This is a genomic window from Brotomerdimonas butyrica (genome assembly GCF_025567305.1).
GTDB classification, from domain to species: domain Bacteria; phylum Bacillota; class Clostridia; order Peptostreptococcales; family Anaerovoracaceae; genus Lentihominibacter; species Lentihominibacter butyricus.
Genome location: NZ_JAOQJP010000019.1, coordinates 1 through 13,677, shown reverse-complemented (window position 1 = coordinate 13,677; position 13,677 = coordinate 1). Strand labels below are relative to the sequence as shown.

Annotated in this window: 12 protein-coding genes; 1 reads left to right on the top strand and 11 read right to left on the bottom strand. The window is 50.3% G+C overall.

Annotated features, from left to right (window positions below):
* Positions 1 to 62 precede the first annotated feature (62 nt).
* The 9 genes from OCV59_RS11380 to rpmE form a co-directional block, all read right to left on the bottom strand.
* Positions 63 to 992, bottom strand: coding sequence for a helix-turn-helix transcriptional regulator (locus OCV59_RS11380; RefSeq protein ID WP_147594559.1), 930 nt, complete (start codon positions 990 to 992; stop codon positions 63 to 65).
* A gap of 80 nt (positions 993 to 1,072) precedes the next feature.
* On the bottom strand, positions 1,073 to 1,846 hold the full coding sequence (gene srtB / locus OCV59_RS11375) for a class B sortase (RefSeq protein WP_147594558.1): 774 nt from the start codon (positions 1,844 to 1,846) through the stop codon (positions 1,073 to 1,075).
* Between the two features lie 172 nt (positions 1,847 to 2,018).
* Positions 2,019 to 2,450 carry an ACT domain-containing protein gene (locus tag OCV59_RS11370; protein WP_147594557.1) on the bottom strand — a complete coding sequence of 144 codons (432 nt, stop codon included), beginning with the start codon at positions 2,448 to 2,450 and terminating at the stop codon, positions 2,019 to 2,021.
* Between the two features lie 30 nt (positions 2,451 to 2,480).
* Positions 2,481 to 3,779: a phenylacetate--CoA ligase family protein gene (locus tag OCV59_RS11365; RefSeq protein ID WP_147594556.1), complete on the bottom strand. Its 1,299-nt coding sequence runs from the start codon at positions 3,777 to 3,779 to the stop codon at positions 2,481 to 2,483.
* A 79-nt stretch (positions 3,780 to 3,858) separates the two neighbouring features.
* Positions 3,859 to 4,434 carry an indolepyruvate oxidoreductase subunit beta gene (locus OCV59_RS11360; RefSeq protein WP_147594555.1) on the bottom strand — a complete coding sequence of 192 codons (576 nt, stop codon included), beginning with the start codon at positions 4,432 to 4,434 and terminating at the stop codon, positions 3,859 to 3,861.
* Position 4,435: 1 nt separating this feature from the next.
* Positions 4,436 to 6,172 carry an indolepyruvate ferredoxin oxidoreductase subunit alpha gene (iorA, locus tag OCV59_RS11355; RefSeq protein WP_147594554.1) on the bottom strand — a complete coding sequence of 579 codons (1,737 nt, stop codon included), beginning with the start codon at positions 6,170 to 6,172 and terminating at the stop codon, positions 4,436 to 4,438.
* Positions 6,173 to 6,195: 23 nt separating this feature from the next.
* Positions 6,196 to 7,506, bottom strand: a complete 1,311-nt coding sequence (locus OCV59_RS11350) for a phenylacetate--CoA ligase family protein (RefSeq protein WP_147594553.1) — start codon at positions 7,504 to 7,506, stop codon at positions 6,196 to 6,198.
* Between the two features lie 628 nt (positions 7,507 to 8,134).
* Entirely contained in the window at positions 8,135 to 8,809 is a 675-nt protein-coding gene (locus OCV59_RS11345; protein WP_147594552.1) for a hypothetical protein, read from the bottom strand.
* 405 nt (positions 8,810 to 9,214) lie between these two features.
* Positions 9,215 to 9,415, bottom strand: a complete 201-nt coding sequence (gene rpmE, locus OCV59_RS11340) for a 50S ribosomal protein L31 (protein WP_147594551.1) — start codon at positions 9,413 to 9,415, stop codon at positions 9,215 to 9,217.
* Between the two features lie 163 nt (positions 9,416 to 9,578).
* On the opposite strand from rpmE, the gene OCV59_RS11335 reads away from it, so the two are divergent.
* Positions 9,579 to 10,382, top strand: coding sequence for an arylamine N-acetyltransferase family protein (locus OCV59_RS11335; protein WP_262584374.1), 804 nt, complete (start codon positions 9,579 to 9,581; stop codon positions 10,380 to 10,382).
* Positions 10,383 to 10,465: 83 nt separating this feature from the next.
* On the opposite strand, the gene hydF is transcribed toward OCV59_RS11335, so the two are convergent.
* Both hydF and hydG read right to left on the bottom strand, forming a co-directional pair.
* Entirely contained in the window at positions 10,466 to 11,920 is a 1,455-nt protein-coding gene (hydF, locus tag OCV59_RS11330; RefSeq protein WP_449495056.1) for a [FeFe] hydrogenase H-cluster maturation GTPase HydF, read from the bottom strand.
* 97 nt (positions 11,921 to 12,017) lie between these two features.
* The gene (gene hydG / locus OCV59_RS11325) at positions 12,018 to 13,433 is read right to left on the bottom strand and encodes a [FeFe] hydrogenase H-cluster radical SAM maturase HydG (RefSeq protein ID WP_394803010.1); all 1,416 of its coding nucleotides are present in this window, start codon (positions 13,431 to 13,433) and stop codon (positions 12,018 to 12,020) included.
* Positions 13,434 to 13,677: the final 244 nt, after the last annotated feature.

The following is a 13,677-nucleotide window of genomic DNA, read 5'->3' as shown; positions in this document are numbered from 1 at the left end:
TCACAATGGCCGGGCGTCATAATACCGGGCGCGCCGAGGACTTAGCGAAAGCACTTTTTTGACTAACCCAGATACATCTGCATATAGTGCTGCTTCATCAGATCATCTATCAGATCGCTGATGTCATCGAGCTCAAAATATCTGAGCTTTTCCTCCGAAGCTCTGCCGTACTGATCCCGAAACTGCTTCGGCGTGCAGTTGTACCATCTCTTGAAAGCGGAATAATAGTATTTCACGTCTGAAAAACCGCATTCCTCGGATATTTCAAGTATCGTCTTGTCCGTGTTCAGCAGCAGGCTTTCCGAGGCGTTAGCCCTGATATAGCTGAGCATCCCGCGAAATCCCACGGATGCCTTGCGCATGTACTCGGACATGTATCCTTCCGTAAAATTCAGCTGTGCTGCGATATCGCCTACTGTGATCTTTTCCTTTATGTGCTTGTGCAGATAGTCGTTGATCTCATGCAGCCTCATGAGCATTTCGCCGCCTTTTTCGCCGAACTTCTCCCCTGAATGAAAAAAGAATATATCAAAATGCTTGATGAACAGATCGACGATCTTCCCGGTGACTTCACTCACCTTCGTTTCGTCTCCACCTTCTCTGATAAATCTCAGCAGCGCGATCATCATGCCTTTTAGCCGTTCGTATTCAGGTGTCGGAAAGCGCAGACTCGTTTCCGCAAGCCCCTCGCACACGAACAGGGTGTTGCCGATGAACGGGTATTTCTCCTCGTACTGAAGCAGATCGAAATACAGTGAGACGCACATGTTGTCCTGTCCGTCGTATAGGTAATACGCATCTTTATCGACCGAGATGTATTCGCCAGCATGCAGCGTGAATTCCTCATACGCATACGAAAACTTCACGCTTCCTTTCAGGCAGAAAATGATTTCGAGTATGCCTTTTTCGTTTATCTTGGTCGGTGCCTTTTCCACTGAATACACACTGATACTGAGCGGAGTGCCGCCTACCTGCTTTCTTAAATTTCCCATATCGTCCTCCTGAAAGCTTTAAAAACGAGTGTGTCCTGACACATCGATGCACATCGCTGCGTCTGCTGCTGCCGCGCCTGCTACTGCGGAGTCTGCTGCTTTGCATCTGTACGCCTTGCGACTACGAAAAACCTGCCGTCTTCCGTCTGATACGCGCACGTTGACAGCGTCACCAGCTGATCGCCGTACTCCGCGACTACTCCTGTATCGTACTCGGACAGCGCCTTGACGCCCTTTACATACTCATTGAAATCCGACTGTGAAGTCATGCCTGCATACTGATAATACTTGAATTCCGTCGAATCCTTCGGATAGATCTGCGAATACCCGGCAGCGATCACCTCGTACGTCCCCTGTCCGCCCTTGTATATCGTATCGAACTGGAACGTCTTGTGATCCTTGTAAAAGTCATAGTCGTTGTACTTCTCGATGTCACGGAACATCGTGCCGTTTTTCATATGATGCCCGTAGATCAGGAAATTCGATGTCGGTATGAATATGTCGCTCGCCGCATCCATGAACGGCACTCCGGATCCTGTATATTCCTTGCTGAATCCTCTGTGGAGATAAAATTCCGGATCGTCCTTCGTCTGCATGACAGGATAGTCGACTTTCGTATCTTCGATCTTTATCCATCCGATGATATCACTGTTGGTAAGATAAAGATCAGCGTACTTGCCTATAACAGTTCCTTTATCTGTCACAAGATCCTCTCTGCCGGTCTGCAGATCCTTGAGACCCTCGAGCGCGTTCTGCTCCCGCATGCCATTGAGAAAATAATCGATCAGCACGCCCGCCGAGCCGACAAATACTATGAGACAGATCACCAGAACTATCTTTCTTCCTAAGCTCATATATCTAATCCTTTCCGCTGCCCGGACGCCGATGGAGCCGGACAGGCCGCCAAAAGCAACTTTACTGCAGTCCGGTCTGACTGCAGATCAAATCAAACTCAAACTCAAATCCAAATATAATGCAAATCAGCACCGAACGGATGCTGCCGCCCGGTGCTGTAAAGTCTTACCGTTAGTTGCTGGTCAGTTCCACAGTATCTACCAGTCTGATATCGTTTGCCTTGAGTATCTCGATCGCCTTTGCAGGATCTTCCACCTTTATCATGATAACGGCTCTGTCATCCTTCGCTCTGATAGTCGAGTAGATGTAGTCTACGCCGATCTCGTTGTCTGCCAGGACCTTGAGCACCTTGTGGAGTCCGCCCGGGCTGTCTTCGATCGACACTGCGACAACTTCCGTGATGCTTGCTGTGAAGCCTGCCGCCTTCAGTATCTTTGTAGCAGCCTCCGGATCCGGAACGATGCATCTGAGGATACCGAAATCAACAGTATCTGCGATCGTGCTTGCCTTGATATCGATATCGTTATCGGCCAGGATCTTCGTGAGATCAGCCAGTCTTCCTGTTGTGTTCTCTACGAACACCGACATCTGTTTAATCAACATTTTAATTCCTCCTCTGTCTGTCGTCAAAGATCACAGCTTTCTGGTATCCTTGACTCTAACTGCTTTACCTTCGCTTCTAGGCAGCGTTCCCTCGTTGAGGAACTTCGTCTTGCAGCCTATTCCCAGCATATCTCTCAAAGCATGATCCAGTCTGCTTCTGAGGTCTTCTATGAATTTGATATTGTCTATTGCAAGTCCAGGTGCCAGCTCTACTTCGAGATCGAATGTGTCCTTGTTGTTCTCTCTGCCGACGTAGATCATGTAGTTGATCGTCAGTTCCTCGAACTTGGAGATGACAGTTTCGATCTGTGAAGGGAATACATTGACTCCTCTGATGATGAGCATGTCGTCTGTCCTTCCGAGGATCTTGCTCATCCTTACAGTCGTTCTGCCGCATGCGCACTTGTCTCTCATCAGATAGCAGAGGTCTCTCGTCCTGTATCTGATCATCGGGAATCCTTCCTTGCCGAGAGTAGTGAACACCAGCTCGCCGATCTCGCCGTCAGGCAGCGGTTCAAGCGTCTCAGGATCTATGATCTCAGGATAGAAGTAGTCCTCCTGGATATGCATGCCGTTATGTTCATCGCAGCTTATCGACACTCCCGGTCCCACGATCTCTGTAAGTCCGTATATGTCATACGCCTTGATGCCCAGGCCTTTTTCGATATCTTTTCTCATTCCCTCAGTCCACGGCTCTGCTCCGAATATACCTGACTGCAGTGAAAGGTCTGCCGGATCTATCCCGGCCTTTGCAACGCCTTCAGCGATAGTCAGCGCATATGACGGTGTGCATGCCAGTGCAGTGCTCTTCATGTCCTGCATGAACATGATCTGCTTCTTGGTGTTTCCGCTGCTCATCGGAAGCACTGTAGCTCCGATAGTCTCAGCTCCGATGTGAGCTCCGAGTCCTCCTGTAAAGAGGCCGTATCCGTATGCCACCTGGATCACTGACTTGCTGTCCTGTCCTGCGCTCGCCATTGCTCTCGCAACGCATTCTCCCCACAGTGCAAGGTCGTTTCTCGTGTATCCTGCGATCTTAGGCTTTCCTGTAGTTCCCGACGATGCATGGATCCTCACGATCTCTTCCATAGGCTTTGCAAAGAGCCCTGTCGGATAATTCGCAGCTATGTCTTCTTTTGTTATAAAAGGCAGTTTTCTGATGTCTTCCAGTGTCTGGATGTCTTCCGGCTTAACGCCTGCCTTGTCCATCTTCTCTCTGTAATACGGCACATTGTCGTATTCGTATCTGACCGTTTCCTTGAGTTTCTTCAGCTGTAATGCGCGCATGGTCTCGCGGTCTGCGCATTCCATTTCCTTGTTCCAAATCATTGTACAGCTTTTCCTTTCGTTTTGTGGTTTGTACTTTAAAAATCTGCCCGATTTTTAATAATCAGTGAACGTTCTCAGCTTAAGCGTTTCTGCCCATTTCAAAGGCTTTCTTGTTGAGCTCTACGAACTTAGGCTTTACATTTTCCTCGATCACCTTGATCCACGCGCTTTCATCAAAAGGCAGATCCTTCGAAGCAGCGCCGAGAAGAACCACGTTGACAGCTTTCACGCTGCCGCACTCTTCTGCTATGCGAAGTGCGTCGAACGCCTTGACTGTGCCGGCGTTTTCCTCCAGCACCTTCATGATATCGTCCGGATACTTCGCATTGCCCATGATAACAGGCATAGGCAGTATCTGCTGTGTATTTACATACATAGTGCCGCCTTTTTTCAGGTAAGGCAGCCATCTGTAAGCTTCCAGTTCTTCAAATGCGATGATCACGTCTGCATCGCCTTCTTCGATGAGCGGTGAGGAAACTGTTCCCTCGCTTATTTTAACGTGCGTAACTACGCTGCCGCCTCTCTGCGCCATTCCGTGCACTTCCGAGAGCTTCACGTCATATCCCTTGAGCAGCGCCAGATTTCCCAGCAGTACGCTTGCCAGAAGTGTTCCCTGCCCGCCTACACCAACTATCAGTATATTTGACTTTTTCATGCTATCTGGTCTCCTTTCCGTCTGCTTCGATCTCTATAGCGCCAAAAGGACAGACCTCTGCACACAGACCGCATCCTACGCATCTTTCCGGTACGACGATCGGTCTGCCGTCCTTTTCCTCGATGGCAGGACAGCCTATCTTCATGCACATCTTGCAGTTTTTGCATTTATCTGTAACGTGATACGGGATGTCAGGCTGCTTTACGATGAGTGCGCACGGTCTCTTTGTTATGATGACCGAAAGCTCATCTCTTGCAGTCTCTCTCTTCACGATCTCTTCGAGTTCCTTCACCTTGAACGGGTCGATCTCTGTGACGTGCTTGACTCCACATGCTCTGCAGATGCCTGCGATATCTATTGCCGGAGCTTCCTCGCCCATCGCGTTCTTTCCTGTCGACGGGTTGTCCTGATGGCCTGTCATTCCTGTGATCCTGTTGTCGAGGATGATGACTGTTCCCTTCGATCCGTTGTAATTCATGTTCACGAGGCCTGTGATACCTGAGTGGAAGAACGTCGAGTCTCCCAGCACTGCCACGTGGTCGCTGCTACCTGTAGCCTGCTCGAAGCCGTGTGCCATCGTGATCGATGCGCCCATGCAGAGACATGCATCTATCGATGCTGTCGGCGGAAGCGCTCCGAGTGTGTAGCATCCGATGTCGCCCATTACTGTCTTCTTGAGCTTGCTGAGCACGTGGAAAAGTCCTCTGTGCGGACATCCTGCGCATAGAAGCGGCGGTCTTCCCGGTGCGTCTGTGATCTCAACATTCTCAGCTACCGGCAGTCCGAATGCTTTTCTGATCATGTTCGCACTGTATTCACCCTGGATGGTGAACATGTCCTTGCCGCCTGCGAGCTCAACGCCCATCGCTCTGATCTGTTCTTCGAAGTAAGGGTTTCCTTCTTCTATCACGTAAAGTTTGTCTACTTTTGATGCAAAGTCTTCGATCAGCTTCTTAGGGATCGGGTTGATAAGTCCCATCTTGAGGATGCTCACGTCAGGCATCGCCTCTTTCACATACTGGTAGCAGATACCGCTCGTGATGATGCCGATCGATGTGTCGCCCATCTCGACTCTGTTGATCTCCATCGTGTTGCTGTCTTCTGCGATCTGGTTCATGCGCTTTTCCTGCGCGATGTGGAGCTTCTTCGCCATCGCAGGCATCGCAACGTATTTCTGGACGTTCTTCTCGTAAGGGATGATGTCTTTCTCGACTCTTTCTCCGAGCTCGACGATCCCTCTGGAGTGTGATATCCTCGTGTTTGATCTGATCAGGACTACTGTGTCGTACTTTTCGCTGATGTCGTATGCCAGCTTTATGTAATCTTTACATTCCTGTGAGTTCGACGGCTCGAGCATCGGCACGCCTGCGCTCCTGCCGTAGTATCTCGAATCCTGTTCGTTCTGGCTGGAGTGGCATCCGTTATCGTCTGCGACCAGTATCACTGCTCCGCCTGTAACGCCTGTGTATGCTGCTGTAAAGAACGGGTCTGCAGCTACGTTGAGTCCTACGTGTTTCATGCATGATAATGATCTCACGCCGCCGATGGACGCTCCCATGGCAACTTCTACCCCGACTTTTTCGTTCGGTGCCCATTCAACGTGGATACCTTTACATTTTGCCAGATTCTCTGTTACTTCTGTACTTGGAGTTCCGGGATATGATGAAACGACTTTCACGCCCGCTTCATATGCCCCTCTTGCAAAGGCTTCATTGCCCAGCATTATTTTCTTTTCCATATCTGTATCGTCTGCCTTTCTGTTTATTTGTGTGTTCTCTTGTCTATGACTTTCTTTCCTTTGCCCTCGTATCTAGGAAGTGTGCCCGGTGTCACGAGAGTTATCTTGGCGTCGATGTTGAGAACGGATTTTATGTTGTGTCTTATCTTCGCCCTGAGCTGTTCAAGCTTGTTGTAATCGTCAAGAAGCGATGCGTCTGAGAATTCCACGCGCACCTCGATCCTGTCCAGATAGTCTTCTGTAGTGACGATGATCTCGTAGAACGGTTCGATCTCGTTCATCGCCATGATAACTGACTCTATCTGTGAAGGGAATACGTTTACTCCTCTGATTACCATCATGTCGTCTGTTCTGCCCTGTACCTTGTGCATCCTCATGGATGTCCTGCCGCATTCGCAAGGCTCGTCGTTGAGCCATGTGATGTCTCTCGTCCTGTATCTGAGCATCGGGAAGGCCTCTTTTGTCAGGGTAGTGACTACAAGCTCTCCCTGGTCGCCTATCGGCAGCGGCTCCAGCGTATCCGGATCTATGATCTCCGAGATGAACTGGTCTTCTGCGATATGCAGTCCGCGCTTCAGATAGCATTCGCCGGAATATCCCGGTCCGCCGATTTCCGAAAGCCCGTAGTTTTCTGTAGCCAGTATGCCGAGCTGCTTTTCTATCTTCGCACGCATCTCCTCAGTGTGTCCTTCGCCTCCGAAAAGCGCCAGCCTGAGTTTGATGCTGTCTTTGTCTATGCCTTTTTTCTCTATTTCATCTGCAAGGTAAAGCGCATATGACGGTGTCGCGATCAGTATCGTGCTCTGGAAATCCTGCATGAGCATGATCTGTCTGTCCGTGTTGCCGCTCGAAAGCGGTACGACCATCGCGCCTATCTTTTCCATACCGTAGTGGAGTCCGAATCCTCCGGTGAACAGCCCGTATCCGAATGCGATCTGCACTATATCGTCAGCTGTTCCGCCTGCCGCGCAGATCACTCGTGCCATGATCTCCGACCAGTTTTCCAGGTCATTTTTCGTATAGCCTACGATCTTTGGCTTGCCTGTGGTTCCCGATGAACCGTGGATCCTGACTACGTCTCTCTTCGGCACTGCAAAGAGCCCAAAGGGATAATTGTTTCTGAGATCTTCCGCCGTCGTGAACGGGATGTGTTTCACATCAGCCAGAGTCTTGATATGCTCCGGTCTCAGGCCGATCTCATCGAACTTTTTCTTGTAAAAGGGCACCTTGTTGTAGCAGGTCTCCACCGTTTTCTTCAATCGATCGAGCTGGATGGCGTTCTTGGTCTCCCTGTCCGCACACTCCATCTCTCTGTTCCAAATTTTGTGTTCCATTTTATTCCCTCTTTGATTGTTTATTTATACAGTGAATACAGTTTTCAGTTTTGATTTCAAATTTCGGATTTTCTCCGAAATTTTTTCGAAATTAAAGTTCCCCGCTGAGAATATCTTCCGGCGCCGTTTCCTGATCATGGCGACCCCGCTCGCCACTGCCGGCACTTCAAAAATATTACACTTTATTAATATACCACAAAAAAGAGGAAATTGATATATGTTAATTGACAAGAAAACGTGTAAAACGCGTGAATATCAGCGCTTTTGTGGGAGGTCGGGCGAGTGTGCGAAAATGTGTGGAAGCTGCGCTCTCTTAGTCAAGTTACAGCTATTTAATCAGGATACCAGAAATCGGTTTGCTGCAGCGACTTTTTAGCATTTTCCTTTAAAAACAGGACCTCTCGGCGAAGCCGATTACCAAAACACAAGACCCGGACGTTCCATATTGGTAATTCATCAGGGAAAACTGCGCTTTTACATAAGAAAAAATACCAAGAATGCCCTCCACAGATTTCATCCTTGGTATTTGCCGCTCCGGAAACCCTTGATTTTTAAGGAAAAATGCCAAATCATCGAGTGTAAAAACGGGTTCTTGGTAAAACTCGCAAATGACTTTGTATCGCTCTTTCTAATATACAACGGGTATCATCGTATTCAATTTGCCGCAGAGCTCTGCGACTTGAGTATCCAGCTCTTCAAATTTCTCTGAGTAACTGTTGTATGACCCCGTCGGGTACGTGACCAGATCGATGAGCATACTGTACTGACTGTACAGCTCCAGCGCAAGATCGTAACAGGCTTTATATTTATCAGGCGGTTCCTGTAATTCCAGCATCAATTCATATGCCGCATTGCGTTTGTCATTCAGCGTTGCTGACTTCGCCTGAAAATCCTCGTCAAGGTACAGGTTCTCCAATGCTTCATCAAAATCAGCCGCCCCTGCTACATACTTATATGTATCTTCTTCTGACGTATTCCCCCAGATCGCATCATACCAGACCGCTGCCACCAGATTTCCCTGTGTTTCTGCTTCGACTGCGCCAGATGTGACTTCCACCATGAAACTGTCGAGATTATCTGCATACTGATTTTCAATCATCTGCTTATATGCAGTAAGGCAGACAGCAATGCCTGTAGCTATAGCCATCACCACAATTACAGAAACGATCGCAATAATGACTCGGCTTGATTTTTTCCCTGCTCCTGCCCTGTTTGCTTTCTCATAAAAATCAGGCACTTCCATTCCACAATTCGAACAAAAATTACCGCTTGTTTTGGCTCCACAATTAATACACTTCTTCATAATTCTTCCTCTTCTGCTGTTAAGACTCCCCTACGATACCTGATTATATCATATATCAAGCCTATAAAAAGACATTTATCATTGGATACTCCGGATCCTCTATAAAGCTAACAGGAGAAAATTCCAGAACTAAAGCCTCGCAGTTCTTCTGACAATCACACATTATTTTTTATCAATTAATGTGCAGGGGCCAGAGAGAGTACATGGTTTTACTGATCCCACAATAAGAACTGCTATTGACCATAATGAAACAGGATTGTCTAAAGAATCATCAAGGGCCGTACCTAATCAGATAAAAATGAAGCGAATCTCAACATAAAAATAACCACCTTTCAACTGACATGTCATGCTGTTTGAAGCGTTGAAGACATATCACTTGTAAGGTGGTTATTGTGGTTTTCCTGATTAATCCAAGTGGTACTTGTTCTTGAATTTTTCAACACGTCCGCCTCTGTGAGCGAATTTCTGCTGACCTGTAAAGAATGGATGGCACGCTGAGCAAATGTCCGTTCTGATTTCTTCATTGATGGACTTTGTCATAAATGTGTTACCGCATGCGCAAGTTACTTTACATTCCTTGTAGTCAGGATGGATTCCTTTTTTCATGCTAAATCACCTCTTTCCTGCTCAGGTTTTCCACCTTTGCATAATTACTGTTAGTTTAACAGCCTTTACAGCATACCACACAGCCTTGAGAAATACAAGCTTTTTCGCTATAATTAATTTTACGATACGATATATATTTTGCGATGCGAGAGAGGTTACAAAAATGTCATTTGATAATATACAAAACACGCCGATGTCCAAAGCGCAGATCGCCGAATATCTGCAGAGGATCGAAGCCAGATGGCCGGACGGCACCGGTCTCAATCTCGGATACCTGACGCACCTGCAGGCGCAGCACATTTCCCACATCCCGTTCGAAAATCTCGATATCATGGCGGGCAAACCGATCTCGCTCGACCGCAGCGACCTTTTCCACAAGATCATCACCTGCCGCCGCGGCGGCGTCTGCTCCGAACTGAACACGCTTTACAACTGGCTGCTGGAGTCGCTCGGATTCGACGTCACGAGTTACAGCGCGCGCATCATCGCATCGACGGCGCCGGTCCAGATGCGCAGCCACCGGATAATCGGCGTCCATATGCAAAACGGCACTTTTCTGAGCGACGTGGGTTTCAATTTCGATCATCACAGGATACCGCTGCAACTCGAGGCTGACCTAGTCCAGTACGACGGTGAATGCGAGTACAAGCTCGCCCGCGATGATTTCTGGGGATGGCTGATGTGGCAGCACCGTCCTAACCTCGGCTGGCGCAGGAAGCTCGGATTCACCGAGGAGCCGCAGATCGACCTCGACTTCGTCGCACCGACTTTCTTTGCTGCAAACCACCCGGACTCACGCATCAACAAAGCCACGAAAGTCTCGGTCCACAGGGACGGGCGGTTTTACGCGATCCGCTCCGGAGCTTTTCTGACTGAAAACGGCGGCGAAGAGGAGATAATCGAAAAGATCACATCAAAAGAGCAGGAGCTCAAACTCATCAGAGAGTTCTTCCTCCTGCCCGTGTGATTTCACACTTTGGCGGCACCGCGCCTTTCATCTCTTTTATCTCTTTCGTCGGCCAATCCCGGCTCCGCGCGACCCGACCGTTGTCAGCCCGGCAGCTCGATCTTGTCCAGGATGCCGGTTAGCTTTGCGAGCACGACTCCGTAATTCGTGATCGGCACTCCGGCAGCTTCGGCCGCCGCGATCCTGCTCATCACATGCTTGCGGTTGAACATGCACGCGCCGCAGTGGATAACCAGATCGAACCCTTTCAGTTCCTCGACGCTCGGAAAATCATTGCCGCACACATTGACGACTTCGATACCTTTACCGAATTTCTTTCGCAGGAGATTCGGTATTTTTTCGCGCCCGATGTCCTCGCTGAGCGGCACGTGCGTGCAGGCTTCAGCTATCAAAACCCTTGAATTTTCAGTCATATCGTTTAACAGCGATGCTCCTGAAACAAATTTGTCGATATCACCTTTGTACGCTGCGAACAGTACGGAAAAAGATGTGAGTGCACTTTCCGCAGGCTTCTTCTCATACACCTGTCCGAAGCACTGTGAGTCGGTAATTATCAGATCCGGTACACGGTTCAGTGCGGAAAGTGCGCGTTCGAACCCGTCTGCGGTCGTTGCGACTGCCGTGCATTTTCTGTCGAGCAGCTCGCGCAGAGTCTGGACCTGCGGCAGTATCAGCCTGCCTTTCGGCGCCTGGATGTCCTGCGGCATCACCAGCAGCACGAGCCCTCCCTCTTCGACCATGTCTCCGAGGATCTTTTCCCGCAGGAAATCTTCCGGCACAGACTGCTCGATCGCCTGGCGCAGCTCTTCGATGCCGGTCTTATGTAAAGCGCTGACTTTTATCACCGGCCATTTACCGGCAAGTTCAGCGATGGCTGCGGCGGCGGTCGCGGTCGCAGCACGGCCATCACCCTGCGGATCAGCGCTGACCGATGCCGCAGTGTCGGCAGCCAGTGCTGTCGGTTGTCCGGATGCAGTTGTGACCACCGCATCTACGTTGGCAGATGTTCCTGCCGCTTCCGCCGAATGCGATCCGTGACTTCCGGCAGGCTGTGATCCGCAGCTTTCGGTCAGAGCGCCGGACTCGCCCGGCGCCTGCATCTCATCGCACTTGTTGAGCACGAAGATCAGAGGCACGTTTTTTTCGGCGAGCTTTTCCGCCCACAGCTTTTCCTCGGCGAGCACTGCGTCAGCGGGCGCAGCCGCAGATGACGCTGCAGCCTTTTCCAAAGCCTCATTATCTATCACTATGATGCCGACGTCGGTCTTGTCAACTACGCCTGCCGTTCGCTCGACGCGCAGCCGGCCGAGGGTCCCTTCGTCATCGAATCCGGCCGTGTCGATGAAAACCACCGGCCCTACCGGGTGCAGCTCCATTGATTTGTATATCGGGTCGGTCGTCGTTCCCGGCGCGTCTGAGACGAGCGCGATGTCCTGTCCGGTCAGCGCGTTTATCAGCGACGATTTGCCGGCGTTGCGCCGGCCGTATATCCCTATGTGGAGCCTGCCGGCTCTCGGTGTGTCATTCAAACTCATCATTTTCTCCTTTTGCATTGGGGTCGGTATTTCGGTGTTGTCGTAGTTGTGATGTTGCCGCAGGCCGCGCAGGAATGGCGCGGCGCTCCTCACAAAGCCTTTAGAACCTGAAATCCCTGTCGCCGTTTTCGATCGCCTTCAGTCGCTCCGAACAGACCTCGCGCACCTTTTCGTTCGGGATCGTCGCAAGTCGCTGCGCGATGATCTCGTCGCCCTTCCTGTGAGTCTCATCGCTCGCGTAGTCCATCAGGAATTCCTTGAGCGTCATGAGCGCGTTCGGCTGACAGCAGTTCGCGATCTGTCCCGATTTGAGCAGGCTCATGAATCTGTCGCCCGTTCTGCCCTCTCTGTAGCATGCGGTGCAGAAGCTCGGCACGTAACCCAGGTCGATCAGCCAGTCAACGACCTCGGCCAGCGATCTTCTGTCGTCAACGTCAAACTGTACCGTATCCTCGTCTCTTTCCTCTTCGACATATCCGCCGACGCTCGTCCTGCTGCCGCCGCTGATCTGCGTGATGCCGATCTCGAGACATTCTCTCCTCGTCTTCGCGCTTTCACGAGTCGACATGATCATTCCCGTGTAAGGCACCGCGATCCTGAGCACCGCAACGATCCTCTTGAAAATATCGTCAGGCACGCCGTTGTCGAAAGTCTCCGGATCGATATCGTCTGCCGGTCTGATCCTCGGAACGCTGATCGTGTGCGGACCGCAGCCGTAAGTCTTTTCAAGGTGATGAGCGTGCATCAGCATGCCGACAAAGTCATATTTGTAGTTTTCCAGTCCGAAAAGCACGCCGCAGCCGACGTCGTCGATCCCTGCCTCCATGGCTCTGTCCATCGCCTCGGTGTGGTACGCGTAGTCGCTCTTCGGCCCTGCCGGATGAAGCGCCTCGTACGATTCCTTGTTGTAAGTCTCCTGGAAAAGTATATACGTTCCGATCCCCGCGTCTTTGAGCATCTTGTACTCTTCTACCGTAGTCGCCGCGATGTTCACGTTGACTCTTCTGATCGCGCCGTTTTTGTGTTTGATGCTGTAGATCGTCTTGATGCTTTCGAGTATATATTCTATCGGGTTGTTGAGCGGGTCTTCGCCGGCCTCGATCGCCAGTCGCTTGTGGCCCATATCCTGCAGCGCGATCACTTCCTGCCTGATGTCCTCCTGGCTGAGTTTCTTTCTCGGGATGTGCTTGTTCTGGCCGTGGTACGGACAGTAAACGCATCTGTTGATGCAGTAGTTGGAAAGGTACAGCGGCGCGAACATCACGATCCTGTTGCCGTAGAAATGCTCTTTTATCTCTTTGCCGAGTGCAAAGATCTGCTGGATGATCGCAGGGTCTTCACATTCGAGCAACGTCATCGCTTCTTTGTATGAAAGGCCCTGGTATTTTCGGCCTTTTTCGAGGATCTGATTCATCATTTCGAGGTCGTCTTTGTGCGCCTCTGCGTATTCAAGCGTTTCAAGGATCTTTTCGTGGTTTATGAATTCCTCGGCTTTTTTTGAGGTGCTGTTGTAAATTGCCATTTTCATTTCTCCTTTTTGGTTTTGTGGTTTATTTGAAGTGTTGTTTTTTATGTAAAGCCCGCAGGTCGCGGGTGCTTGTGGTTTTATGGAACGCGCACGGGGGTACCGGTGCGCGGGTTTGTTTAAGTGGTGGCGCTGACTTGCGTCAGCGCTCTCTTTTTATCGGCAGGGGGTGCGTCATGCGGCGCGGCAGGCCTGCCGCGCTCATCGCGGCCGCCTGCCACAGCGCATTATCATC